The sequence below is a fragment of the Pseudonocardia nigra genome (genome assembly GCF_019396355.1).
Taxonomy (GTDB): Bacteria; Actinomycetota; Actinomycetes; order Mycobacteriales; family Pseudonocardiaceae; genus Pseudonocardia; species Pseudonocardia nigra.
Genome location: NZ_JAHKRK010000125.1, coordinates 1 through 22549, shown reverse-complemented (window position 1 = coordinate 22549; position 22549 = coordinate 1). Strand labels below are relative to the sequence as shown.

Sequence of the window (22549 nt, the reverse complement as noted above, 5' to 3'; positions counted from 1 at the left end):
GCTGGCTCCCGGTGCGGATCGCGATCCCGTGCGCCACGGCCACCAGCGCGGCGAACAGCAGGCGCAGGAGGTCGAAGCTGTTGCTGCGCGGGTCGAAGGTGTCCCGCAGCGTTCTCATCGTTCTCCCCGGGCCTCGGACCGGGCCGGATCGGCGATCCGGCTCCCGGGCGCGAATCGATGGGATGTCCGTGCCGCTGAGGCACGGCGACCGCGCCTGTCCGCACTGTACTGTCACGTAAGGGAAGATTCGGGCGTCTCTCAGCGAGGGTTCAGGAAGCGGCGGGGCCCCGGTTCTCCGGCAAGGTGCCGGTTAACCGCGACGACCGTCCGCGCGACACCACGTCCAGCCGCTCACGTGCCCGAACGCGCACCGAGCAGGCGGGAGGTCACCGTGGCCGGTGCGAGATTCGGACCGTACGAGCTGCAGGGCCTGGTGGGCCGGGGCGGCATGGGCGAGGTGCATCGCGCCTTCGATCACGAGCAGGGCCGGACCGTGGCGCTGAAGCTGCTCCCCGAACACCTTTGGGTGCGACGACGGGTTCGTGCAGCGGTTCCGGGGGGAGTCCCACGCGGCCGCCCGCCTCAACGACCCGCACGTCATCCCGATCCACCGGTACGGGGAGATCGACGGCCGCCTCTACATCGACATGCGGTTGGTCGACGGCGTCGACCTGGCCACCCTGATCGCACGGGACGGGCCGCTGTCGGCGGCGCGCGTGGTGTCGATCGTGGCGCAGGCGGCCGAGGCGCTGGACGCCGCGCACGCGGCGGGGCTGATCCACCGCGACGTGAAGCCGTCGAACCTACTGGTCACCCCGCACGACTTCGTCTATCTCGTCGACTTCGGCATCGCGCACGCGATGGGCTGCAGCACCCGTGGGCAGGCGCTGACGGCCACCGGGGCGACCGTGGGGACGCTCGACTACATGGCGCCCGAACGGATACGCGGCGGCAGCGACGTCGACGGGCGGGCGGACGTGTACTCGCTCGCCTGCGTGCTCTACGAGACCCTGACCGGGCAGCGCCCGTTCCCCGTGGAGGGCCTGCCCGCGCTGCTGCACGCCCACCTGCACCGCCCGCCCCCCGTGGTCACCGCGGTGCGTCCGGAGCTGCCGTCGGGTCTCGACGACGTCGTCGCCCGCGGGATGGCCAAGGATCCGGTGGCCCGGTACGCGACCGCGGGCGACCTGGCGGCGGCGGCGCGCGCGGTCCGTGATCTCCGGGGCGGGCACGTGGCGGCGACGGTCACTGCGCGCGGCCCGCTGCCGCAGGCACCGACGTCGCCCGCCCGTCCTCCGGCGTTCGACGCCCCGCCCACGCGCATGGCCCCGGGCGGATCGCCGCGGTGGTCGGCCACCCCGGGCCCCTCGCCCGGGCGCGGTCGGGTCCGCGGCGCGAGCCAGATCGTGGCCGTGGCCGCCCTCGTCGTGCTGGCCGTCGTCGTCGGTGTGACGCTCGGGCGGGGGGAGGTCCTCGGAGCCGGGAACGCGGCGCCGGAGCCGAGCGGGCCCGCCGCGACCGACGCCGCAGGGATCGAGGCCGCAGGGACCGACGCCGCCGGGACCGCCGCCGCGACCGAGCCCGCCGGGCCGCCGAGCACGGGCGGCCCTCCGGCGTCGCCCGGGCCGTCCCGGCCCCTGGCCGGCGACGGCGGGGCCGGTGATGCGCGCGCGCTCGCGTCGGCACCACCCGCCGTGGGTGACCTGGGGCTGTCCACCCCGATCTCGGACCCGCCCTGCACCGGCCGGTTCGTGACGTTCGTCGGGTCGGCCGTCACTCCGGGCGCCCACCGGGCCGAGGTCGCGAGCCTGCTGGCGCAGCACCCGGGGTCGTCGTACCTGCTCGCCGAGACCGGCTGCGCGTCGCTGCGCCCGCGGCTCCCGGACGGGCGCAGCATCTGCTCCGTCTACCTCGGCCCGTACGCCACCCCGGACCAGGCGTGCTCCGCGCGGCGCGCGGCGGGCGGCGACAGTTACGTGAAGGTCCTCGACGAGGTCACCCCGGTGGACCGGTTCGTGGAGTGCTGACCGGTACGCGGGCCCGCCGCGTGCGAGTCTGGGCGTCCCGGATCGACAGGAGGACCCATGACCGCCGATCTCGACATGCTCTCGTTCGAGCCGTTGACACCGGTGTCGTTCCTGGACCGGGCGGCGGCGGCGCACGGTGACCGGCCCGCGGTGGTGGACGGGGAGCGGCGGTGGACCTACGCCCAGCTGCACGACCGGTGCCGCCAGCTGGCGGGCGCGCTGGCGCCGTTGGCGGGGGGTCGGCCGGTGGCGGTGCTGGCGCCCAACACCCACGTGCTGCTGGAGGCGAGTTTCGGGGTGCCGTGGGCGGGGGTGCCGCTGGTGGCGGTGAACACCCGGCTGTCGGCGGGCGAGGTGGCCTACATCCTGGAGCATTCCGAGGCCGGGGTGCTGGTGCACGACCCGGTGTTCGACGAGCTGGTGGACGTCGCGCTGGCCGGGTTGGCCGACCCACCGCGCCGGATCCGGGCCGGCGAGGAGTACGAGGAACTGCTGGCCGCGGCCACGCCGACGGCGATCGTGCCGGCCGACGAGCGGGCGCTGCTGTCGATCAACTACACGTCCGGGACCACGGGCCGCCCGAAGGGCGTGATGTACCACCACCGGGGGGCGTACCTGCAGGCGTTGGCGATGGTGGGCCACACGGGGTTGTCGCCGTCGGCGGTGCATCTGTGGACGTTGCCGATGTTCCATTGCAACGGCTGGTGCTTCCCGTGGGCGGTCACGGCGGCCGCGGCGATGCACGTGTGTCTGCCGAAGGTGGACCCGAGCGAGGTGTGGCGGTTGCTGCGTGCCGAGGGGGTGACGCACCTGGAGGGCGCGCCGACGGTGTTGTCGATGCTCGCCTACGCCGCGGATGCGGCGCCGCTGGACGGGACGGTGCGGGTGGCGACCGGTGGGGCGCCGCCGTCGCCGGCGATCCTGCGCCGGATGGGGGAGCTGGGGTTCGACGTCACCCACCTGTACGGGCTGACCGAGACGTTCGGGCCGGCGATGATCTGCGATTGGCGTCCGGAGTGGAACGCTCTCGACGGCGAGGCGCAGGCGCGGCTGAAGGCGCGGCAGGGGGTGGGGAACATGATCTCCTGCACGGCGCGGGTGATCGGCGACGACGGGGCGGACGTGCCGGCGGACGGGGTGTCGGTGGGGCAGATCGCGCTGCGCGGCAACAACGTGATGCTCGGCTATTTCAAGGATCCGGAGGCGACGCGGGCGGCCGCGCCGGACGGCTGGTTCCGCACCGGGGATCTCGGCGTGGTGCACGCGGACGGGTATGTGGAGCTGCGGGATCGCAGCAAGGACGTGATCATCTCGGGTGGGGAGAACATCGCGTCGGTGGAGGTGGAACAGGCGATCGCGGACCATCCGGCGGTGGTGGAGGTGGCGGTGATCGCGGTGCCGGACGAGCGGTGGGGCGAGGTCCCGGCGGCGTACGTGACGGTGCAGGAGGGCGCCGTGGTGACCGAGGCGGAGATCGTGGAGTTCGTGCAGGGCCGGTTGGCCCGGTTCAAGGCGCCCAAGCGGGTGGTGTTCGGCGAGCTGCCCAAGACCTCCACCGGCAAGATCCAGAAGTACGTGCTGCGGGACAAGGCCTGGGCCGGGGCGGAGCGCCGGATCCAGTAGCGCGCCGCGGCCGCCGGCGGGCTCACCGCCGCAGCGCCAGGTGCCACGCCGTGGCCAGCAGCGTGCCGGCGGCGCCCAGCCCGACCGCGAGCCGGGACACCTCCGGGCTCGGGCCGGTGACCAGGACCACCAGCCCGGCGACGGCGGCGACGCACAGCCCGACGGCGGTCCAGGTGTACTGCGGCTGGTCGAACAGCCGGGCCAGCGGGAAGAAGTGCAGGCCGACGATCAGGGCGACGACGGGCGGGGCGAGCTCCGGCCTGCGCAGCGCGACGACGACCACCACGACCAGCGCGATCGCACGAACTGCGCGAGGTTGACGACGCCGACGCGGCGGTGCCACCCCTCCGGGAGCCGGCGGGCGCGCTCGGGCGGGCCCTCGGACCGGGAGGTGACCAGGAGGGCGCCCGCCGCGGCCGCCCCGGTGCCGATCCGGAGGGCCCAGCCGGCGCCCGTCGGGAGACCCGATGCCGCCACCATGCCCCAGAGCAGCGCGAACAGCGCCAGGATGACGGCGCCCCGCCGCCGGAGGCTGCGGCTCAGGTCCTGCCGGGCGATGTCGGCGGTCATCGTGCTCCTTCGTTCCGGAATGTTCGTGCGACCGCAACACTAGCGATCGCACTCATTCCGGAGAAGCCGTTCCCGGTAAGTGGTGACAGATGTCAGAAGCGGTTGTCGCACATTTGTCACTAATGGTTCCGTGGATTGCCGGGAAGATTGCGAGAATGGTCGTATCGGAAAAGTCGGACCCCGTCCGCCCGGTGCCGGCGACGGCTCCGCACCATCGCCACCACGAGCATCGCCACCACTGCCGCCGCCACTGCCACCACCACGGCGACGAGGGCCACGACCATGCCGGCGCCGGGGCCGCAGGACCCGTCGAGCGGCCGGAGCGTCTCCGGCGGGTCGCACGCCGGGTGCACGCGCAGCACGCCCCACTGGCCCGCCTCGCGGTAGGCGCCCCGCGCGTTGCCGTAGCGGTAGTCGCCGGTATGCGCGGCCGGGCCGCCCGCGTCGAGCCACATCGTGCGGGCCTCGAGCCCGCCCAGCGCCACCGCGCTCACCAGGTCGGTCCCCGGGAGGCCGGGCTCCCGCGCCCAGCGGTGGCCCTCGGCGCCGGGCACCTGGACCTGCTCGCTCCACGGCGCGAGCAGGTTCACCCGCACCAGGTCGCCCGCCGCGACCTCCAGCAGCGGCGTGCTGGCCCGGCCCTCCACACCCACCTGGTAGTTGAGCCCGGTCACCCCGCTGACGGCCTTGCCGTAGGGCATCCGGTGGAGACGGAACCATCCCGTCCCCCGGCGGCGAGCGGCGGGCAGCACCACCACGAGGGCCGCGCGCCGAACGGCGCGCACGAACGTCTCGCCCTGCACGCGCCCCTGCTCGCACCCGATCATCAGGGCGTTACGGTCCTGTTCGCGCCGGTCAGCGGCTCGGTTCTGATGTTCGCTCCGCGACCTCCGCTCGGTTCTGATGTTCGCTCCGCGACCTCCGCTCAGGCCCGGTCCTCGCCCCGCCAGATGCGCGGGGCGACCCCGGCGGCGAGCTCCCGCCCGCGCAGGACCTGCACCCGGTAGGGATCCAGGCGGAGCACGTGGAACCCGGGCCCGTCCGGTCCGGCGGGCCAGAACGGCTGCGGGTCGTAGCCCACGCCCGCGGGGCTGCCCGTGCGGTAGAGCTCCCAGACCCGGCGCTTCACCTCGGGATCCTCGACCCACTCGGCCACCGTGTCGAAGGAGACGACGTCCTGGCGGGGGCTCCAGTAGGAGAACGTGGCGTGCGGGTTGTGGGCGAGGTGCGCCACCTTCACCGGGGTCCGGAAGGTGGCGAGCCAGCCGACCGGCCGGTCGCCGTCGAGCTCCCAGACGGCGATCAGCAACCGGGACCGCGGCCTGCCCTTCCGGTCGACCGTCGTCATCGTGGCGTAGTTGATGCGCGCGAGGACGTCGGCGACGTCGTCGCGCAGGGGCGCGAACGACGCGGGCCTCCGCACCCCCGTCGCGCCCTCGGCCGATGCTCCGCTCACCGGGTCACCTCCGTCCCGGCGATGACGCCGACGAGGCTCGGCAACCCGTCGCGGCCGTGCCCGGCCCGCAGCCCGCGCTCGAGGAGCGCCCGGATGCCGTCCGGGACGTCCGTGCCGATCCCCAGCCCGGCGCTGGTGGCGACGAGGTGGTCCACGGCCGCGGCGAGGACCTCGAGCGTGCCCTCGTCCGGGGGAGCGGTGCGCAGCTCGGCCTGCCGGGCGTGCTCGGCGAGCAGCCCCTGGGCGAACGGCAGGTAGTCGGTCACCACCTCGGCGACGTCCGGTGCCGGGACGCCGGCGCCGCCGAGCAGCGCCACGGCGTGGTAGAAGCCGGTGAGCAGGCCCAGGTTCACGCCGAGCAGCGCGGTGTCGTGGAGCGAGGCCGTACCCGGGTCGGCGCCGAGGTACCGCGCCCGGCCGAGGCTGCGGAGCGCGGGTCCGGCGGAGTCGAAGGTCTCCCGGGACCCGCTGTAGAGGAACAGCGCCTCCGGTCGCCCGACCGCACGGGTGCCGCTCATGGCGGCGCCGTCGAGGTAGGTCCCACCCCGGCGGGCCGTCCACGCGGCGAGGTCGCGGGCCTGTTCCGGCCTGCCGGAGGTCAGGTTCACGACCACCCGCCCGGCGAGGGCGTCGGCGACGGGTTCGAGGACCGCGCGCACGGCGTCGGCGTCGGCCACCGCGAGCACCACGACGGGACTCGCGGTGGCCGCCTCGGCGAGCGTCGCCGCGGGGATCGCGCCGTGCCCGACGAGGTCAGCGGCCCGTCCGGGGCTGCGGTTCCAGACCGTCGTCGGGTGCCCGGCCTTCAGCAGCGCCCCGGCGACGACGGAGCCGAGCGCGCCCAGGCCGAGGACCGCGACCGGCTGTGCGTCTTCACGTTCTGTCATGCGCTCCAGGGAAGCGCCGGACCGGTGGACGGGAAATGGCTCAGGAGCGCGTCCGGATGTCTGTGCGTCCCGATCGCCCGCGGATACAGTCGGCGGCGTGACCGATGCGCTGTCGACGCTCCTGGACGACGTCCGGCCCCGCGGGGCGCTGTTCGAGCGGTCGGCGCCGGCCGGGGAGTGGTCGCTGCGCTTCGGCGGGAGCCGGCCGCTCGCCCTGGCCGCGATGCTGCACGGCGAGGGCTGGATCACCGCGGAAGGGCAGGCGCCGATTGCGCTGGGCACCGGGGACGTCGCGGTCGTCGTGGGCTCCGCGCCGTACACGATCAGCTCCGCCCCGGGTGTGGCGCCGACCGTGCTGGTCGGCGAGGGGAATCGGTGCACCACCGCCGACGGCCGCCAGCTCGAGGAGCTCACCGCGGGCTGCGCGGACGGCGCTCCCGGCTCGGACGTGCTCCTCACCGGCACCTACCAGGTACGCGGCAGCGTGTGCGACCGGATCCTGCAGGGCCTGCCGCCCGTGCTCGTCGTGCGCGCGGACGAGCTGCCGTACCCGGTCGTCGGGATCGTCGCCGCGGAGCTGGGCCGGCCCCGTCCCGGCCGGCAGGCCGTGCTGGACCGGCTCCTGGACCTGCTGCTCGTCACCACGCTGCGGGAGTGGCTCGACCGGCCGGGATCGGGTGCGCCCGCCTGGTACCACGCGCAGCACGACCCGGTCGTCGGCACGGCGTTGCGGCTGATGCACGACGACCCGGCCCACGCCTGGTCGGTGGCCGAGCTGGCCCGGCGTTCCGCGGTGTCCCGGTCGGCGTTCGCGCGCCGGTTCACCGAGCTCGTCGGCGAGCCGCCGATGTCCTACCTGGCCTGCTGGCGGCTGTGGCTCGCGGCGGACCAGCTCGCGCAGACCGACGACACGGTCGACGCGATCGCGCGCCGCGTCGGCTGCGCCAACGCCTACGCCCTCAGCGTGGCCTTCAAGCGGGTGTACGGGATCCGCCCGGGCGAACATCGGATCGCCGCAGGCAGCCGCCGGGACGCGGAACGCGCTTCCGCGTGACCGCTCAGTAGTCCATTCGCCGGACCGATTCGGTACCGACACCCGGCGCTCGCCCGAAAGAGGGCAGTTGTGCACGGCCAGGCAGGAACCCTTGCTTCGGGGGTCCTATCGGGCGATGATCTCAGTAGCACAACTGAAGCCCGATGGTCACTGCGGGTGAGTACTGGCGTGGTTCGCGAAGGAGGCGGCGATGTCGGCTGATCACGATATGTCGAGTGACTACGGCTACGACCTGGCGCACGAAGTCAAGAGCATTCTGGAGATGCCGCCGGCCCGCTCCGGCCTCGGGTCTGCAACCGGTGCACAGCTGCTCCGGCGGGAGGTCGACCCGTCCGCCGACCTGGGCTACGACGAGGCGCACGACTTCTGAGCGCACGATTGCGACCACGGATCCGGCGTTCCTGAAACGATTCCAGGGGAACGCCGGCATTCGTGGGAACAGGGCCGGTCAGTACACGAGAACAGTTGTCCCGATCTCGGCCACACCGCTCGACCAGAGCAGATCCATGGCCGCATTGGTCAAGCGGACACAACCGTGTGAGGCCGGCCGCGCGGGAATGCTTCCCGAACCGTGCACCGCGATGCCCCCGTTGAAGTACTTGGGGCGGTACAACGTGCCGAGCTCCGCCTCGCGGAGGCCGTCGATCTGACGCTGGATGGCGTACTCGCCCTTGGGGGTGGAGGCCACGGCCGTGCCCCCGGAGTATTCGTAGAGCTCGCCGTTGCCCGTGGAGGTGTTGAACGCCCAGCGCACCTGCCCGTCCTGGACGACGAGCAGCAGCTGACGCTCCAGGTCGACCTCCAGCAGGTCCCCGGAGGTGGCCCGCGCGGTCGGCCGCGTGGCCTCGGGCAGGCGCCCCTGCGTCTGTGGGCCGGCGACGCCGTCGCGGGTGAGGCCCTCCGCCTTCTGGAACGCCATCACGGCCTGGCGGGTGAGCTGCCCGTACCAGCCGTCCACCTCGCCGAGCCAGTAGCCGAGGTCGGAGAGGCGCTGCTGCAGGGCGACGACGGCGGGCCCCGACTCCCCGAGCTCGAGCACCCCGTCGGCGGCAGGGTCCGGCGGGGCGGGCGCGGTGGGGGATGCGGGGGCGGCGCCCTGTGCGGGAGTGCCCTGTGCGGGAGTGCCCGGCGCGGGGGCGGCCGACGTGGTGGGCGCCGGGACGGCGGTGCCGGGGGCACCTGCCGCGTCCGGAGCGCACCCCGCGGTGACGGCGAGCCCTCCCGCGGCCGCGAGGGCTGCGGCGAGGCGGGCCACACGCCGCGCGGCGGCCCGGTCGGACAGGTCGTGCACTGGCCGGTGGTCCATGGCGCTGTCCCCCTCGTCGTCTTCGATCATGCCCCATCGTCGGCCACCGAAACGTCGTTCCGGGTCACTTCTCGGTCACGGTGCGCGAACGACCGGGCGGGGGCTGCTACCCCAGGCCTGCCTCGCGCAGCCACGCGTAGCTGTCCGCCACCGCCTGGAACCGGTCGCCGCGGGAGTCGTCGAGCTCCACCACGCGCAGCGCGTTCGGTGCCGCGGCGACGATCTCGCGGATCGGCATCCCGCCCTGCCCGACCGCCACCTGCTCGGTGACGTCCGCGGTCGCGGGCCCGTCCTTGACGTGGATCGCCTGCACCCGGTCGCCGAGCCGGCCCAGCAGCGCCACCGGGTCCTGCCCGCCGACGGCCGCCCAGTAGGTGTCGACCTCCAGCACCACTGTGTCGTCCAGGTGCGCGGCGAACACCTCCAGCGCCGTGGTCCCGTCGAGGACGATCTCCAGCTCCTGCGCGTGGTTGTGATAGCCCACGCGCACGCCGTGCCGGGCGGCCACCGCGGCCGCGGCGTTGAGCTCGTCGGCGACCTTCTCGACGTCGGCGGCGCTCTCCCACCGGGAGCGGTCGACGCGCGGGTCGATCACCGTGCCGATGCCCAGCCGCGCCGCCGTCGCGAAGATCGCGTCGAGGTCCTGGCCGACGATGCTCTGGTGCGTCGTGGGAGCGGTGAGCCCGGCGTCGGCGAGCGCGGGGCCGAGCGGCTCGGCGTAGGTGGCGAGGCCGAACGGCTCGACCTGCGTGAACCCGATGTCGGCCAGGCGCCGCAGCGTGCCGGGGAGGTCGTCGGCGAGCGCTTCCCGCACGGTGTAGAGCTGTACCGACACACGGCTCACGGTGAGGTCTCCTCGTTCGGGTCGGCGACGGGGGAGTGGTCGTCCCCGAGCCGTACCGTAACGACTTCGCGCCGCTGCGTCGGTGCGTCGGTGCGTCGGTGCGTCGAGGATCACTCCGGCTCGAGCGCGGAGAGCAGGTCCCGGCTCGATTCCTCCTCGCCCGACCGGTGGTCGCCCGGTTCCGGTGGCGGTGCAGGATCCGGCCCCGTGACCGGACGCGCGCTGGGGGCATGGGCGACGGTCGCCGTCGGGATGCTGGTCATGGTGATCGCCGGCGGCGTCGCGCAGCGCTACACCCCGTTCTGGTTCGACCCCGATGAGGGCTGCGCGCTCTACGGGCGGTGCGTCACCGAGGCCTCGGAGGCGGCGCTGCGCGCACTGTGGTGGGTCGCGGGCGTCGGGCTGGTCGTTCTGCTGCTCGGAGTCGCGGGGACGGTGTCGGCGCTGCCGCGGGCCCGGCAGCGCGCGCCGCAGGTCGAGCTGTCCGCCCCGGTGCAGGCGGCCGTCGCCGGCACGGCCGGGCTGGTGACGGGGACGGTCGGCGGACCGCTCGTGGTGTTCGCGATCCTCGTCGCGGCCCAGGCCGTCCCGGCCGTGGTGTGCCTGCTGTGGCTCGTCGATGCGCGGCTGGTGGCCGTGCTGGTCGGCAAGACCGGCCCGGCGCAGCACGGGGCGCGCTTCGGATGGTCGACGGGGCTCGCCGCCGGGGCGCTGGCCGTCGCGGTGTCCGCGGGGCTGTGGAGTACCGGGCTGGCAGCGGGCCAGTGGTACCTGCCCGCGTTCGCCCACGGCGCCGCCCTGGCGGTCGCGGTGCTCGTCGCGCGCCTCGTCGCGGCGCCCGCCGGTGGCCGGGCCGGGTCGGCCAGCGGCCTGGTGGGCACGCTCGCCGTGTTCGGGGCCGTCACATTCCTGGCGGCGGTCCCCGAGCCCCCCGATCCGGAGCCGGTCGGGCCCCCCGAGCGGCACTCCGCCCCGCCACCGGTCGCCGCCCCGTCACCGGCCGCGCCGCAGACGCCGGACCCGACCCGGCCGCCCGCGGCCGACGTGCAGGCCGCCCGCGTCTGCGCGCCGGGCGAGCTCACCTGGAGCACCGCCGGCTGGGACGCCGCGATGGGCGGCCGCTGGGTCACGGTGGTCGCCACGTCGACGGCCCCGGTCGCCTGCTCCGTCGACGGCTTCCCCCGCATCGACCTCCGGCAGGGCGGGCGGTCCCTGGGGCTCGTCGTTGAGCCCGGTTCGCCGATCGACCCGAACGTGCCCGTCGTGGCCCGGCGGGTCGGCATCGCGCCCGGGGGCAGTGCGTCCTTCGTGCTGCACTGGCGCGGATACGGCGCCGCCGCCGACGAGGACACGCCGCAGACCCTCGTCGTCGCGCTCGACGGCGACCGCGCGTGGCGGGACGTGCCGCTGTCCGACGGGCCCGCCCCGTTCGACCTCGTCGACGGGGCGACCGTCGTCGTCGGGAGCTGGCGGGCCGGCGCGCCCTGAACCGCCCGCCCCCGGCTACGGGGCCGCGAGGCTGCTGGGGCCGCTCGCGAGCACGGCGGCGGTGAGCGCCTTCGTGGCGGGCCGGTGCTCGGTGCGCGGGTTGGTGAGCAGCACGAGGTCGATGTGGCCGAGCTCCGGGAGGCGGTGCTGCCCGCCCAGCGGGGTGAGCTGCACCGGCACCAGGCTCTTGGCCATCGCGGAGATGCCGATCCCCGCCGCGACCGCCGCGATCAGCCCGTTGACGCCGCGGCAGATGCACGCGCTGCGGTAGGTGGTGTTGGTGGCGTCGAGCGCGTTCTGCATCGCCGTGCGGCTGATGCTCGGCAGGGGGTAGACCACCAGCGGCAGCGGGCGGCTGTGGTCCAGGCGCGTGGACGCGTTGCCGACCCACACCAGGCGTTCGCGCTTGACGAGCTGGCCGGCGTGCTCCCCGCGCGGCCGCTTGCCGACGAACAGGTCCAGCCGGTCGTTCTCCAGCCTGCGGTGCAGGGTGCCGCTCTGATCGATCGTCAGGTCCAGGTCGACCTTCGGGTTGTCGCGGCGGAAGTCGCGCAGGATCTGCGGCAGCCGGGTGAGCGCGAGATCGTCGGACATGCCGATGCGCAGCCGCCCGTGCGGGCGCTCACCGCGGAAATAGCTCGCGGCCTGCTCGTGGGCGGCGAGGATCGATCGCGCGAAACCGATCATGGCCTCGCCGTCGCCGGTGAGTGAGACGGAGTGCGTGTCGCGGTGCACCAGCATCCGGCCGCTGGCGTCCTCCAGCTTGCGGATGTGCTGGCTCACCGTGGGTTGGCGGATGCCGAGCCGCGCCGCGGCCTGGGTGAAGCTGCGGGTCTGGGCGACCGCCAGGAACGTCTGCAGCTGCGCCGGGTCGTACATCGCGGTCATTCGTCCTCGTAATAACTGTATGTCGACTGATCGACGTTCAGAATACTGATGCACGAGCGCAACATGGAAGCGCTCCCGACCACGACGAAAGGTGTGCAGTGACAACGGCCTCGGCCGACATATCCGTGAGCGAGCCCACTTCTACCGCGCGGCGAATGTTCGCCGCGCTCCGCGTACGCAACTACCGGATCTATGTCGCGGGCCATAGCGTCGCGAGCACCGGCACGTGGATGCAGAGCATCGCCCAGGACTGGCTGGTGCTCGAGCTGACCGGCAGCGCCGCGGCGGTGGGCGTCACCATGGCGTTGCAGTTCCTGCCGATGCTCCTGCTCGGCATGTACGGGGGCATGATCGCCGACCGCTACCCGAAGCGGACGGTGCTGCTGACCACGCAGGCGCTGAACGCCTGCCTCACCTCCGTGCTCGCCGTGCTGACGATCAGCGGGCAGGTCCAGGTGGGGCACGTCTACCTGCTGGCGCTCGCCGGCGGGCTGGTCTTCGTCGTCGACAACCCCACCCGGCAGGTGTTCGTCAACGAGGTCGTACCCGCGGCGCACGTCCGCAGCGCGATCTCGCTCAACGCGGCGGTCTTCCAGACCAGCAGGCTGCTCGGGCCCGCGGTCGCGGCTGTGTTGATCGCCTCGGTCGGCATCGGCTGGGCCTTCGCCGCCAACGCGCTGTGCTACCTCGGGCCGCTGATCGGGCTCTCGTTCATCCGGACGGCCGACCTCGTGCGCGGACCGGCCCTGCAACGCGCGCCGGGGCAGCTGCGCTCGGCCCTGCGCTACGTGGCCGCGCGCCCGCACGTGGCCTGGACGATCGCCCTCGTCGGGGTCGTCGGCACGTTCGGGCTCAACTTCCCCGTGGTCCTCACGGCCATGGCGGACACCACCTTCGACAGCGACGCCGGGCTCTACGGGCTGTTCAACGTCATGCTCGCGGTCGGCTCGGTGACCGGGGCGCTGATCGCCGGCGGGCGCGTGCACACCCGGTTGCGCCTGCTCGTCGCGATGGCGGCGCTGTTCGGGCTCGCCCAGACGGCGGCCGCGCTGGCCCCCGGCCTCGTGGTCTTCCTCGTCGCGCTCGTGGCGATGGGGGTCGTGAACCTCGCGTTCCAGGCGATGGCGAACTCGTCGGTGCAGGTGTGGGTCGAGCCGGCCGTCCGCGGGCGGGTGATGGGGCTCTACATGCTCGCGTTCACCGGGGGCACACCGCTCGGCGCGCCGCTCATCGGCTGGATCACCACGCACGCCGGGCCGCGGGTCGGCATGGCCGTGTGCGGGATCGTGCCGATGCTCGCCGCCGTCGCGGTGGGGGTGCTGATGGCGGTCCGGCAGCGGCGGGAGGAGGCCGCGGCGCTCGCCGCACCGGTCGCGGCGCCCGCCGCGGCACCGGTCGACGTCCGGCAGGCGCACTGCGTGCCGCTCCGGCAACGCAGCGGCGCGCGGTGGCGGTCGTACTGGCCGGCACACCGGAGGTCGTCGCACCGCCGGGCCGAGCACCGCGCGGATCCCGTCGAGGTGGGCTGAGCCGGGCCAGGCGCGTGGTCACGCCGTTCACCGCGACGTCGACCGCGCGCCACCCGATCGGGCTACCTTCGCCGCATGCGACGCGCCCTGCTGCCGACCGTGCTCACCGCCGCCCTGCTCTGCGCCGGGGCCGCGCCGGCCGCGGCGGCGCCGCCCGGCGACGACGCCGTGGCCGAGGCCTTCGCGCAGACCACCCGGTCCACGGAGTGGGAGCAGGTGCAGCGGATCCCGCTGGGCTTCCCGACCCACCACCCGCAGGGTTTCGCGCTGGTCGGCGACCGCATCTTCATGTCCTCCGTGGAGATCCTCGAGCCGACGGAGCGGTTCCCGCAGCCGGTCGACGGCCACGACCGGACCCCGGGCCGCGGCGTGGGACACGTGCTGGTGCTCGACCGCGCGGGGAACCTCCTGCACGACGTCGTGCTCGGCGAGGACACGATCTACCACCCGGGCGGGATCGACTTCGACGGCGAGTCGGTGTGGGTGCCCGTCGCCGAGTACCGCCCGAACAGCCGGTCCATCGTCTACCGGTTGGACCCGCAGACCTACGAGGTGCACGAGGCGTTCCGGGTGGACGACCACGTCGGCGGGGTGGTGCGCGACCGCGCCGGCGGCGCGGTGCACGGGGTGAGCTGGGGCTCGCGCACGCAGTACACCTGGACGGCGAAGGGACAGGAGATCGGCCGGGAGGACAACCCGAACCACGTGCTCGACATCCAGGACTGCGACTACGCCGGTGCCCGGACCCAGCTGTGCTCCGGGATCACGGGCCTGCCGACCGCGGACGGCGGCTCCTACGAGCTCGGCGGCCTGGAGCTGCGCGACCTGCGTGACGGTCGGATCCTGCACCAGGTCCCGTTCCCGCACTTCTCCTCGGCCGGGCACGTGGTCACCCGCAACCCGGTGGCGCTGGAGGTCGACGGCCCGACGCTGCGCCTGTTCGCCGCGCCCGACGACGGTGCCGAGGGTGCGGGGACCGAGCTGCTGGTGTACGAGGCGCAGGTGGGCTGACCCGGCGGCCCGGCCGGTACCGTACGGCGTAAGGAGACGAAGGAGCTGCGGGTGGTCGTCTACGCCGGTCAGGGTGATGCGCGGCGGGCGATGGCCCTGCTGTGGCGCGGGGACGGCGGCGGGGAGCCCCGGCGCGGGCCCGGGCCAAGACCCGCGCTGAGCGTCGACGCGGTCGTGGACGCGGCCATCGCGGTCGCCGGCGCCCAGGGGATGGCGGCGCTGTCCATGCGCGCGGTCGGGGAACGCCTCGGGCGTACGGCCATGGCGCTCTACACCTACGTGCCGAGCAAGGGCGAGCTCGTCGACCTCATGTACGACCGGGTGCTCGCCGAGGTCCCCACCGACTACGACCTCGGCGCGGGCTGGCGGGCGGCGCTCACCGCATGGGCGGGGGACATGCGGGCGTTCTACCTGCGGCACCCGTGGGTGCTGCAGGTGTCGCAGGCGCGACCGGTGCTGGGTCCGCACGAGTTCGCCCTCCGCGAGACGGTGGCGCGCATCCTGCGCGCGACCGGGCTCGGCCCGTCGGCGGCGCGCAGCGCGTTCGGCGCGCTGTTCCACGTCGTGCGCGGGTCGGCGCAGGCGATCGCCGAGGCGCGGGAGGCCGCGGCGGCCACCGACGTGTCCGACGAGGAGTGGTGGAGCGCCCGCTCCGGCCTGCTGGAGGGGGTCGCCCCCGGCGTCCTGGAGCGGTTCCCGGCGGCGGCGTGGATCGAGGGCGAGCGCGCCCCGGAGCCGGAACCGGCGCCCCTGGACGACGCCACGCCCTACCTGGAGCGCGAGGCCGACGCGCACTTCGCCGCGACCCTGGCGCTGGTGCTCGACGGGATCGACGCGGCGCTCGCCCGGCACCGGACGCAGGCGTGACCCCGATCGTGCTGGTCACGGGGGCCGCCGGCCGGCTGGGCACATACCTGCATGACCGCCCGCCGCCGGGGTGGACGCCGCGGTGGACCGACCTCGCCGCCGCCGAGGGGATCGCCGCCGCCGACGTCACCGACCTCGAGGCGATGACCGGCGCCTGCCGCGGCGCCACCGCCGTCGTCCACCTCGCCGGCATCCCCACCGACGCCGACTGGCCGGACCTGCTGCACGTGAACGTCACCGGCACCCGGACCGTGCTGGAGGCCGCGCACCGGCAGGGCGTCCGGCGGGTGGTCCTGGCCGGCAGCAACCACGCCGTCGGCTTCAGCCCGCGCGGGAGCGGCGACCTCGTCGAGGACCCGGCGCCCCGGCCCGACAGCGCCTACGGGTTCACGAAGGCCGCGGTCGAGGCCCTCGGCCGGTGGTACGCCGACCGCGGGCTCGAGGTCGTCACCCTGCGGATCGGGTCGTGCCGCGACCGGCCGAACTCCACCCGGATGCTCGGCACCTGGCTCTCGCCCGCCGACTTCAGCAGGCTGATCGGCGCGGCGCTCGACGGCCCCGTCGACGGGGCGGCCCTGGTCTGGGGCGTGTCGGCCAACACGCGGCGCTGGTGGTCGCCCGACGCGGGTGCCCGCCTCGGCTACCGCCCCCGCGACGACGCCGAGTCCCACGCCGCGTCGGTCGACCCGGGCACGGCAGGGCCCGGCGACGACCGGGTCGGCGGGCGCCTCCCGCCCGCTCAGGCGAGCCAGCCGGGACGGACGAGGCCGGTCTCGTAGCCGAGCACCACCAGCTGGGCGCGGTCCCGGGCCCGCAGCTTGGTCATCGCCCGGCTCACGTGGGTCTTGGCCGTGGCCGGGCTGACCACGAGCCGCTCGGCGATCTCGTCGTTGGACAGCCCCGACGCCACGAGCGTGACGACCTCGCGCTCGCGCTCGGTGAGCTCGCGCAGCAGTGCGCCGAGTGCGCGGTCGGCCTGCGGCGGCTTCGCCCGCGCCGCGAACTCGGCGATCAGGCTGCGGGTGACGGCGGGGGAGAGCAGGGCGTCGCCGCGGTGCACCACCCGCACGGCGTGCAGCAGCTCGGCGGGCTCGGTGTCCTTGACGAGGAAGCCGCTCGCGCCCGCGCGGATGGCCTCGAAGACGTACTCGTCCTCCGCGAACGTGGTCAGCATGACCACCCGGACCGCGGCCAGCCGCGGGTCCCCGACGATGTCGCGGGTGGCGGCGAGGCCGTCGCGCCCGGGCATGCGGATGTCCATCAGGACGACGTCGGGGCTCGTGTCGCGGGCGAGCCGGACTGCGCCGTCGCCGTCCTCCGCCTCGCCGACGACGGTGATGTCCGCGGCGGAGGACAGCAGCGCCCGGAAGCCGGCGCGGACCAGCGCCTGGTCGTCGGCGAGCAGCACGTCGATCATCGGGCCTCCGGGGCGGGCAGGTGGGCAGGCAGGTGGGCACGGACGCGGAACCCGCCGTCCGGCCGGGCGCCCGCGGTGAGTGTGCCGCCGAGCGCACCGGCCCGCTCGCGCATCCCGGCCAGCCCGGTGCCGCCCGGCGCGCCGGTGGGCCCGGTGCCGTCGTCGTCGACCTGCACGGTGAGCCCGTCGCCCGCGTACTCCAGGCGGACGGCGGCAGTGGCCCGCCCGGCGTGCTTGCGCACGTTGGTGAGCGCCTCCTGCACGATCCGGTACGCGGCGAGGTCGACGCTGGGCGCCAGCTCCCGGGGCGTGCCGGTGGTCTCGACGGTGACCGGCAGCCCCGCGGCGCGGGTGTCGGCCACGAGGTCGTCGAGACGGGCGAGCCCGGCCTCCGGCTGCCGCGGCGCCTGCTCGTCGACGCCGCGGAGCACGCCGAGGGTGGCGCGCATCTCGCGCAGCAGCTCCCGGCTCGACTGCTTGATCGCCGTGAGTGCCGTGCGGGCCTGCTCGGGGTCGTCGTCCATCAGGTAGAGCGCCACCCCGGCCTGCACGTTGATCAGCGAGACGTGGTGGCCGAGCACGTCGTGCAGCTCCCGGGCGATCCGCAGCCGCTCCTCGCTCCCGCGGCGGCGTTCGGCCTCCTCGCGGGCGGCCCGGGCCTGCGCGAGCCGCTCCCGGCGCGAGCGCCACAGCTCGAACGCCGCGATGAGCGCCACCAGCCAGGCGAACCACGCAGCGGCTACCACGAACAGCCGGTCCGACGGGTCGCGGACCACGTGCACCAGCACGAGAGCGGTGAAGCCGACGGCGGTGATCGCGTACGCGGGCACCCGGTGCCCGGTCGTGACGCTCGTGCCGAGCGCGATCAGAGCCGCGAGGAACACCAGCGGCCCGGCGAACGGGTAGCCGGCGCCGAAGTAGGCGATCAGCGCGGCGACCGCCACGGCGTGGGCGAGCGGCGGGTGCCGCCTGCGCACCACGAGCGCGGCCGGCCCCACCAGAAGCAGTGCGATCGCGAGTGCGTCGAGCGGCGCCTCGGGGGCGAACACGCGCGCGATCGCGGTGGCGCTGCCGACCGTCGCCACCGCGACGGCGAGCGGCACGACGACGGTGGGCAGCACGCCGTCGCGCCTGCGCAGTTCCACGGCGAGGACAGTAGGACAGCGCCGCCGCCCGCGGCATCGCCCGGCGGGCGCGATCGCACGTACCGCGACGGGCGTACGCCCGCACCCCGAGCTGCGCCGCGCGGTGGAGTGCAGGTGCCCGCCGCGGTGGGACGCCCCGGCGGCGCCGCGCCGCCACGCTCGACGCCATGACGACATCCTCTGCGCCCTCCTCCGGCCCGTCCTCCAGTCCGTTGCGCGTGTCCGACGCCGACCGCGAGGCCGTGGCCGACCGGCTGCGGCAGGCCGCGGCCGACGGCAGGCTGACGCTCGACGAGTCCGACGAGCGCCAGCAACTGGCCTACGCCGCCCGCACCCGCGACGACCTGGTCCCGCTCACGGCCGACCTCCCCGCCCCGGAACCGGCCCGCTCGGGCGACCGTGCCGGTCCGCTGACCGAGCAGGCCCGCCGCAGGCTCACCGTGCACGCGGCCGTGGCGGCCGTGCTCGCGGTGCTGCTGGTGTTCCGCTGGGCGGCGGGGATGGGCTGGTGGTTCTGGCCGGTGTGGCCGCTGTTCTGGATCGGGGTCAGCCTCGCCGTCCACTACTTCCTGGCCGAGCGCGCGCCGAAGGCGGCGACGTGACGACGGCGCGGGCCCGGCCCGCGATGCGGCTGGGCAGGCGGACGCGCAAGGCGGTGCTGCTCGCACACCTCGTCGCGGCGGGTGCCTGGATCGGCCTCGACGTCGTGCTCGCCGTGCTCGTGTTCACGGCGTTCACCAGCGCCGACGCCGCCACGGTAGCGGTGAGCTACCAGGCGCTGGGGCTCGTCGCGGTCTGGCCGATGATCATCGCGGCGCTGGCGACCCTGCTCACCGGCGTCGCGCTCGGGCTCGGAACGCCGTTCGGCCTGCTGCGGTACTGGTGGGTGGCGGTGAAGTTCGGGCTGACCGTCGTCCTCGCCGTGCTCGTCACCGTCGCGCTGCGGCCCGGCGTGCTGGTCGCCGCGGAGGAGGGCAGGCGCATCGCCGCGGGCGCCGACGTGGTGCCGATCGGCGACCTCGCCTTCCCGCCGATCGTCTCCTCCACCGCGCTGCTGGTCGCGTTCGCCCTGTCGGTGTTCAAGCCGTGGGGGCGGATCCGCCGCTGACGCACGCAAGATCCCGGAGCGGCGCGCGTGGGAGACTGCGGCGGTGCGGTGGAGGGTGCGGCTCGCGGAGCTGCGCACCGCCCTGACCGGGCTCGACCCCGGTCTGGTCCGCCTGCGGACGGCCGGGATCGCCACGGCGTCGATGGTGCTCGCGGTCGCCGTGATGGTGGGCGTGCGGGTGCTTACCGGGCAGCCGGTCACGGTGGTGCTGTTCGCCGCCGTCCTCGCGATGATCAGCAACCTCGCGGTCACCGAGCCGGACCCGCGGGCCCGGCGGGTCACCACCCTGCTGATGGCGGCGCCCGCGGCCGCCGCGGTCACGGCCGGCACGCTGCTGGCCCCGTACCGGATCGTCGCCGACGTCGTGTTCGTCGCCGTCATGGTGGCCGCGGTCTACGTGCGGAGGTTCGGCCCGCGCGGGTTCGCGCTCGGCATGGCGGCGGTCATGCCGTTCTTCTTCACCCAGTTCCTCGGCGTGGCTATCGCCGGCTGCCGTGGCTGCTGCTCGCGGCCGGGACCGGGATCGGCACGACGCTGCTGCTGCGCGACGCCCTGTTCGCCGAGCGCCCCGAGCGGCGGCTCGACCGGCTGCTGCGGGCGTTTCGCGCCCACGTCCACGCGCTCGTCGACGCGGTGGCCGACCTGCTGGACGCCGCGCCGGACGCCGTCGACGACGAGATGGAGGACGTGCGGCGGCGCCGGACGCGGCTCAACGAGACCGCCCTGCTCGTGGCCGACACCCTCGAACAGGACCAGGCCGGGAACGACCCCGACGAGCTCGCCCTGCGCGTCCTCGACGCCGAGCTGGCCGCCGAACGCGTCGCCCTCACCACCCAGCGCCTGGTGGGCGGCGGCGAGCCGGTGGACCCCGACGCACGGCGCGCGCTGTTGGCCGCGATGCGCGGGATCGGCGCCGCGTCCGCCACCGGGGCGCCGCCGGGGTACGTCACCACCCTGCTGGCGGGCGCCAAACGGAGCGTGGATCCGCTCGCCGCCGAGAGCGCAGGCGATCGGGCGGGCGGTCACGGGGAGCGGGTCCACCGGGTGGCCTTCGCGATGATCCGGCTCGCCGACGCGCTGGAGGTCGCCCGCGAGCCCGACGCCGCGCCGCAGCGCCCGTCCGCGCGGGACGAGGCCGCCGACGAGGCCGACTCCGGCGGCACCGAGCCCGGCGACACCGGCGGCGACGGCGCGGCCGAGGAGCCGGAGGGGCTGCGGCTGACCACCCGCCAGGCCGTGCAGGTCGGCGTCGCGACGAGCCTCGCGATCGTCGTCGGGGAGCTCGTGTCACCCGCCCGCTGGTACTGGGCGGTGATCGCGGCCTTCGTCGTCTTCGCCGGCACCAGCAGCCGGGGCGACGTGCTCAGCCGCGGCTACCAGCGCGTCATCGGCACGATCGGCGGGGTGATCGCCGGGATGGCGCTCGCCGTACTCGTCGGGGACCGCCCACTGCTGGTGCTCGCCGCGCTGTTCGGGTGCGTGTTCCTCGCGTTGTACCTCATGCGGGTCTCGCAGGCGCTGATGGCGTTCTGGATCACCGCCGTGCTCGCCCTGCTCTACGGCCTGATCGGGCAGTTCGACGTCGCGACGCTGGTGGTGCGGATCGAGGAGACGGCCGTGGGCGCCGCGATGGGCATGCTCGCCGGCTACCTCGTGCTGCCCAAGCGGACCCGGGAGGCCTTCGACGAGGCGCTCGACGAGTTCGTCGACGCGGCCGACGCGGTGCTGGCCGCCGCCGTCGACCGCATCGTGGGCCGCGAGCCCGACACACCGCCGGTGGAGCTGGCCCGGGACGCCGGCGACGCGCTCGCGACGCTGCGGCAGCGCGCGAAGCCGCTCGACACCGTGCTGCTGCGCGGCCGCGGCCGGTCGAGCTACGAGCGTGCGCTGCGCGTGCTGACCGGGGTCGACCACTACGCCCGCGGCCTCGCCCGGCTCTCGGACTCGGTGGTGGAGTCCGGCTGGGCGGACACGCTGGACCCGGCGGCCGACCGCGTCCGGGCCGACCTCGATGTGCTGCGCCGGCTGCTGCTGCGCCGGGAGGGCGCGGCGGCCGGGCTGCGGTCCGCCGAGGAGCTCGTCGACGCGGCGGAGGAGCACGCCGCTCGGCTCGGCGACGCGCGGCGGCGGGTCGAGCTGCTCGCCGCCGTCTGGTTGCTGCGCCGGATCGACCAGGCCGTCGTGGGGTTCGCCACGGACCTCACCTCCCCGGAACCGACGGTGGCGCCCGATACGGTTCCCTGGCGATGAGTGCTGTAGGGGAGCGGGCGATCCGGGTGGCGCGGCCCGTCGCGGTGACGGCGGCCACCGCGGCGTGGGTGATCGGCGCGCTGCTGAACGGGCTGACCGGCTGGTCCTTCGCGCTCACGGTCGCCGCGGGCGCGGTGCTCACCGGGCTGTCGGTGGGGCTGCCGCTGTACGCCGCGCGCCGGGCGAGCGCGCAGGCGGCCACGGCCGCCCGGATCGCCGAGGACGCCGCCGCCCGGATGCACCTGGTACTCGGCGACGCGCTGGAACCGCTCACCTACCTCATCGGCCGCATCACCGACCGGCCCCGTTTCTCGCGGAGCCGCGAGCTGATGGAGCTGCAGGGGCAGGCGAAGGCCGTGGTGCTCTCGGCGGCGGCCGAGGTGCTCGGCGCCGAACGGCTCCGTTCCTGCTACTTCGCCCTCACCGAGGACCGGCCCCCGCGACTGGTTCCCGCCGGGTTCCACGGACGGGCGGAGGCCCCACGCACCACGTTCGTCGGAGGCACGCCGGTGGGCGACTACGCGCTCGACCTGCTGGCCCGCCGCGAGGACCTGTTTTGCCCCGACGTCCGCGCCTCCCCGCTGCCGGAGTGGCAGCCCGGCGGCCACGCCTACCGCACGTTCCTCGTGGTGCCGGTGGCCACGGAGGCGCAGGCGTTCGGCATCCTCACCATCGACGGGCTGCAGGTCGGCGACCTCACTGAGAACGACGTCGCGGTGGTGCGGGTGTTCGCCAGGCTGCTCGCAGCGGCGCTCAACGCCTGATCCGGAGTTATCCTGGACGCGTGACCGCGGACCACCGCAACGGCGACGAGACCCAGCGTGCCCGGCTGGCGCGCATGCTGCGCGACCCGTCGAGGTACTACGCCGACGCGCGGCGCCAGGCCCACGAGCAGGCCCGGCGCCTCCTCGCCGCGCGGCTGTCGGAGCCCGAGGCCCACTCGCCGGGCCGGCCCTAGGTGGCTGGTGTCGAACGGCTGGTTCGGGAGCGGGACCGGGTCGGCGTGTGGTTCATGCGGGCTCCTGGGTGGGGATGGGGCCAGGTGTCAGGCCAGGCCGGGATGCGGTTCCGCGGAACCG

Annotated in this window: 25 protein-coding genes; 14 read left to right on the top strand and 11 right to left on the bottom strand. The window is 74.9% G+C overall.

The annotated features are described in order from the left end of the window. The first annotated feature begins 542 nt into the window (after positions 1-542). Both KME75_RS43635 and KME75_RS25670 read left to right on the top strand, forming a co-directional pair. On the top strand, positions 543-2027 hold the full coding sequence (locus tag KME75_RS43635; RefSeq protein WP_308283071.1) for a serine/threonine-protein kinase: 1485 nt from the start codon (positions 543-545) through the stop codon (positions 2025-2027). Positions 2028-2084: 57 nt separating this feature from the next. After that, positions 2085-3650, top strand: a complete 1566-nt coding sequence (locus tag KME75_RS25670; RefSeq protein WP_219417446.1) for an AMP-binding protein — start codon at positions 2085-2087, stop codon at positions 3648-3650. A gap of 22 nt (positions 3651-3672) precedes the next feature. Here the strand turns inward: KME75_RS25670 and KME75_RS25665 are convergent, their stop codons facing one another. The 5 genes from KME75_RS25665 to KME75_RS25645 form a co-directional block, all read right to left on the bottom strand. Next, positions 3673-3936 (bottom strand): DUF7010 family protein, encoded by a 264-nt coding sequence (locus tag KME75_RS25665; RefSeq protein WP_219417445.1) that lies wholly within the window; start codon positions 3934-3936, stop codon positions 3673-3675. Beyond that, positions 3879-4220, bottom strand: coding sequence for a hypothetical protein (locus KME75_RS25660; protein ID WP_219417444.1), 342 nt, complete (start codon positions 4218-4220; stop codon positions 3879-3881). Before KME75_RS25660 ends, KME75_RS25665 begins: the two co-directional genes overlap by 58 nt. A gap of 119 nt (positions 4221-4339) precedes the next feature. Continuing rightward, complete coding sequence (locus tag KME75_RS25655; protein WP_219417443.1) at positions 4340-5047, bottom strand: hypothetical protein; 708 nt, start codon at positions 5045-5047, stop codon at positions 4340-4342. Between the two features lie 98 nt (positions 5048-5145). After that, positions 5146-5676: a pyridoxamine 5'-phosphate oxidase family protein gene (locus KME75_RS25650; RefSeq protein ID WP_219417442.1), complete on the bottom strand. Its 531-nt coding sequence runs from the start codon at positions 5674-5676 to the stop codon at positions 5146-5148. Beyond that, positions 5673-6563, bottom strand: a complete 891-nt coding sequence (locus KME75_RS25645; RefSeq protein WP_219417441.1) for an NAD(P)-dependent oxidoreductase — start codon at positions 6561-6563, stop codon at positions 5673-5675. Before KME75_RS25645 ends, KME75_RS25650 begins: the two co-directional genes overlap by 4 nt. Positions 6564-6660: 97 nt before the next feature. On the opposite strand from KME75_RS25645, the gene KME75_RS25640 reads away from it, so the two are divergent. Together KME75_RS25640 and KME75_RS25635 are read left to right on the top strand one after the other, a co-directional pair. Next, the gene (locus tag KME75_RS25640) at positions 6661-7617 is read left to right on the top strand and encodes an AraC family transcriptional regulator (RefSeq protein ID WP_308283070.1); all 957 of its coding nucleotides are present in this window, start codon (positions 6661-6663) and stop codon (positions 7615-7617) included. A gap of 190 nt (positions 7618-7807) precedes the next feature. Further along, positions 7808-7987 carry a hypothetical protein gene (locus tag KME75_RS25635; protein ID WP_219417439.1) on the top strand — a complete coding sequence of 60 codons (180 nt, stop codon included), beginning with the start codon at positions 7808-7810 and terminating at the stop codon, positions 7985-7987. Positions 7988-8065: 78 nt separating this feature from the next. Here the strand turns inward: KME75_RS25635 and KME75_RS25630 are convergent, their stop codons facing one another. Together KME75_RS25630 and KME75_RS25625 are read right to left on the bottom strand one after the other, a co-directional pair. Next, positions 8066-8953 carry a L,D-transpeptidase family protein gene (locus KME75_RS25630; RefSeq protein WP_219417438.1) on the bottom strand — a complete coding sequence of 296 codons (888 nt, stop codon included), beginning with the start codon at positions 8951-8953 and terminating at the stop codon, positions 8066-8068. 76 nt (positions 8954-9029) lie between these two features. After that, positions 9030-9767 (bottom strand): sugar phosphate isomerase/epimerase family protein, encoded by a 738-nt coding sequence (locus KME75_RS25625; RefSeq protein WP_219417437.1) that lies wholly within the window; start codon positions 9765-9767, stop codon positions 9030-9032. A gap of 207 nt (positions 9768-9974) precedes the next feature. Between KME75_RS25625 and KME75_RS45145 the strand changes: the two genes are divergently transcribed. Continuing rightward, the gene (locus tag KME75_RS45145; RefSeq protein WP_219417436.1) at positions 9975-11255 is read left to right on the top strand and encodes a DUF4232 domain-containing protein; all 1281 of its coding nucleotides are present in this window, start codon (positions 9975-9977) and stop codon (positions 11253-11255) included. Between the two features lie 15 nt (positions 11256-11270). On the opposite strand, the gene KME75_RS25615 is transcribed toward KME75_RS45145, so the two are convergent. After that, the gene (locus KME75_RS25615; RefSeq protein ID WP_219417435.1) at positions 11271-12143 is read right to left on the bottom strand and encodes a LysR family transcriptional regulator; all 873 of its coding nucleotides are present in this window, start codon (positions 12141-12143) and stop codon (positions 11271-11273) included. Positions 12144-12298: 155 nt separating this feature from the next. Between KME75_RS25615 and KME75_RS25610 the strand changes: the two genes are divergently transcribed. From KME75_RS25610 to KME75_RS25595, 4 genes are all read left to right on the top strand, one after another. Further along, a complete protein-coding gene (locus tag KME75_RS25610; protein ID WP_219417434.1) occupies positions 12299-13672 on the top strand; it encodes an MFS transporter in 1374 nt (457 codons plus the stop codon). A gap of 75 nt (positions 13673-13747) precedes the next feature. Continuing rightward, positions 13748-14683: a DUF6454 family protein gene (locus tag KME75_RS25605; RefSeq protein ID WP_219417433.1), complete on the top strand. Its 936-nt coding sequence runs from the start codon at positions 13748-13750 to the stop codon at positions 14681-14683. A 51-nt stretch (positions 14684-14734) separates the two neighbouring features. Continuing rightward, entirely contained in the window at positions 14735-15550 is an 816-nt protein-coding gene (locus KME75_RS25600) for a TetR/AcrR family transcriptional regulator C-terminal domain-containing protein (protein WP_219417432.1), read from the top strand. Beyond that, positions 15547-16329, top strand: coding sequence for an NAD-dependent epimerase/dehydratase family protein (locus KME75_RS25595; RefSeq protein WP_219417431.1), 783 nt, complete (start codon positions 15547-15549; stop codon positions 16327-16329). The genes KME75_RS25600 and KME75_RS25595 overlap by 4 nt, the downstream gene beginning before the upstream one ends. Here the strand turns inward: KME75_RS25595 and KME75_RS25590 are convergent. Both KME75_RS25590 and KME75_RS25585 read right to left on the bottom strand, forming a co-directional pair. Then, the gene (locus KME75_RS25590; RefSeq protein WP_219417430.1) at positions 16290-16967 is read right to left on the bottom strand and encodes a response regulator transcription factor; all 678 of its coding nucleotides are present in this window, start codon (positions 16965-16967) and stop codon (positions 16290-16292) included. The two genes, KME75_RS25595 and KME75_RS25590, sit on opposite strands and share 40 nt — an antisense overlap. Further along, positions 16964-18112 (bottom strand): sensor histidine kinase, encoded by a 1149-nt coding sequence (locus KME75_RS25585; protein ID WP_219417429.1) that lies wholly within the window; start codon positions 18110-18112, stop codon positions 16964-16966. Before KME75_RS25585 ends, KME75_RS25590 begins: the two co-directional genes overlap by 4 nt. Positions 18113-18279: 167 nt before the next feature. Here KME75_RS25585 and KME75_RS25580 point away from each other — a divergent pair, with 167 nt between their 5' ends. Both KME75_RS25580 and KME75_RS25575 read left to right on the top strand, forming a co-directional pair. Beyond that, a complete protein-coding gene (locus KME75_RS25580) occupies positions 18280-18714 on the top strand; it encodes a DUF1707 SHOCT-like domain-containing protein (RefSeq protein ID WP_219417428.1) in 435 nt (144 codons plus the stop codon). Beyond that, positions 18711-19220 (top strand): hypothetical protein, encoded by a 510-nt coding sequence (locus tag KME75_RS25575; protein ID WP_308283069.1) that lies wholly within the window; start codon positions 18711-18713, stop codon positions 19218-19220. The genes KME75_RS25580 and KME75_RS25575 overlap by 4 nt, the downstream gene beginning before the upstream one ends. A gap of 393 nt (positions 19221-19613) precedes the next feature. Here KME75_RS25575 and KME75_RS25570 read toward each other — a convergent pair whose 3' ends face one another. Further along, the gene (locus tag KME75_RS25570) at positions 19614-19838 is read right to left on the bottom strand and encodes a hypothetical protein (protein WP_219417427.1); all 225 of its coding nucleotides are present in this window, start codon (positions 19836-19838) and stop codon (positions 19614-19616) included. 15 nt (positions 19839-19853) lie between these two features. On the opposite strand from KME75_RS25570, the gene KME75_RS25565 reads away from it, so the two are divergent. Genes KME75_RS25565 through KME75_RS25555 form a run of 3 tightly spaced genes read left to right on the top strand, consistent with a single transcriptional unit; the run spans position 19854 to position 22428 of the window. After that, on the top strand, positions 19854-21470 hold the full coding sequence (locus KME75_RS25565) for an FUSC family protein (protein WP_219417426.1): 1617 nt from the start codon (positions 19854-19856) through the stop codon (positions 21468-21470). Further along, positions 21467-22234, top strand: a complete 768-nt coding sequence (locus KME75_RS25560; RefSeq protein ID WP_219417425.1) for a GAF domain-containing protein — start codon at positions 21467-21469, stop codon at positions 22232-22234. Before KME75_RS25565 ends, KME75_RS25560 begins: the two co-directional genes overlap by 4 nt. A 20-nt stretch (positions 22235-22254) precedes the next feature. After that, a complete protein-coding gene (locus tag KME75_RS25555; protein WP_219417424.1) occupies positions 22255-22428 on the top strand; it encodes a hypothetical protein in 174 nt (57 codons plus the stop codon). Positions 22429-22549 lie beyond the last annotated feature (121 nt).

Bases quoted from the DNA above. Each gene is read 5' to 3' on its own strand.
- KME75_RS25670 (WP_219417446.1), top strand. From the start codon at position 2,085: ATGACCGCCGATCTCGACATGCTCTCGTTCGAGCCGTTGACACCGGTG.
- KME75_RS25660 (WP_219417444.1), bottom strand. From the start codon at position 4,220: ATGACCGCCGACATCGCCCGGCAGGACCTGAGCCGCAGCCTCCGGCGG.
- KME75_RS25655 (WP_219417443.1), bottom strand. From the start codon at position 5,047: ATGATCGGGTGCGAGCAGGGGCGCGTGCAGGGCGAGACGTTCGTGCGC.
- KME75_RS25645 (WP_219417441.1), bottom strand. From the start codon at position 6,563: ATGACAGAACGTGAAGACGCACAGCCGGTCGCGGTCCTCGGCCTGGGC.
- KME75_RS25635 (WP_219417439.1), top strand. From the start codon at position 7,808: ATGTCGGCTGATCACGATATGTCGAGTGACTACGGCTACGACCTGGCG.
- KME75_RS25630 (WP_219417438.1), bottom strand. From the start codon at position 8,953: ATGATCGAAGACGACGAGGGGGACAGCGCCATGGACCACCGGCCAGTG.
- KME75_RS25615 (WP_219417435.1), bottom strand. From the start codon at position 12,143: ATGACCGCGATGTACGACCCGGCGCAGCTGCAGACGTTCCTGGCGGTC.
- KME75_RS25610 (WP_219417434.1), top strand. From the start codon at position 12,299: ATGTTCGCCGCGCTCCGCGTACGCAACTACCGGATCTATGTCGCGGGC.
- KME75_RS25605 (WP_219417433.1), top strand. From the start codon at position 13,748: ATGCGACGCGCCCTGCTGCCGACCGTGCTCACCGCCGCCCTGCTCTGC.
- KME75_RS25590 (WP_219417430.1), bottom strand. From the start codon at position 16,967: ATGATCGACGTGCTGCTCGCCGACGACCAGGCGCTGGTCCGCGCCGGC.
- KME75_RS25580 (WP_219417428.1), top strand. From the start codon at position 18,280: ATGACGACATCCTCTGCGCCCTCCTCCGGCCCGTCCTCCAGTCCGTTG.
- KME75_RS25560 (WP_219417425.1), top strand. From the start codon at position 21,467: ATGAGTGCTGTAGGGGAGCGGGCGATCCGGGTGGCGCGGCCCGTCGCG.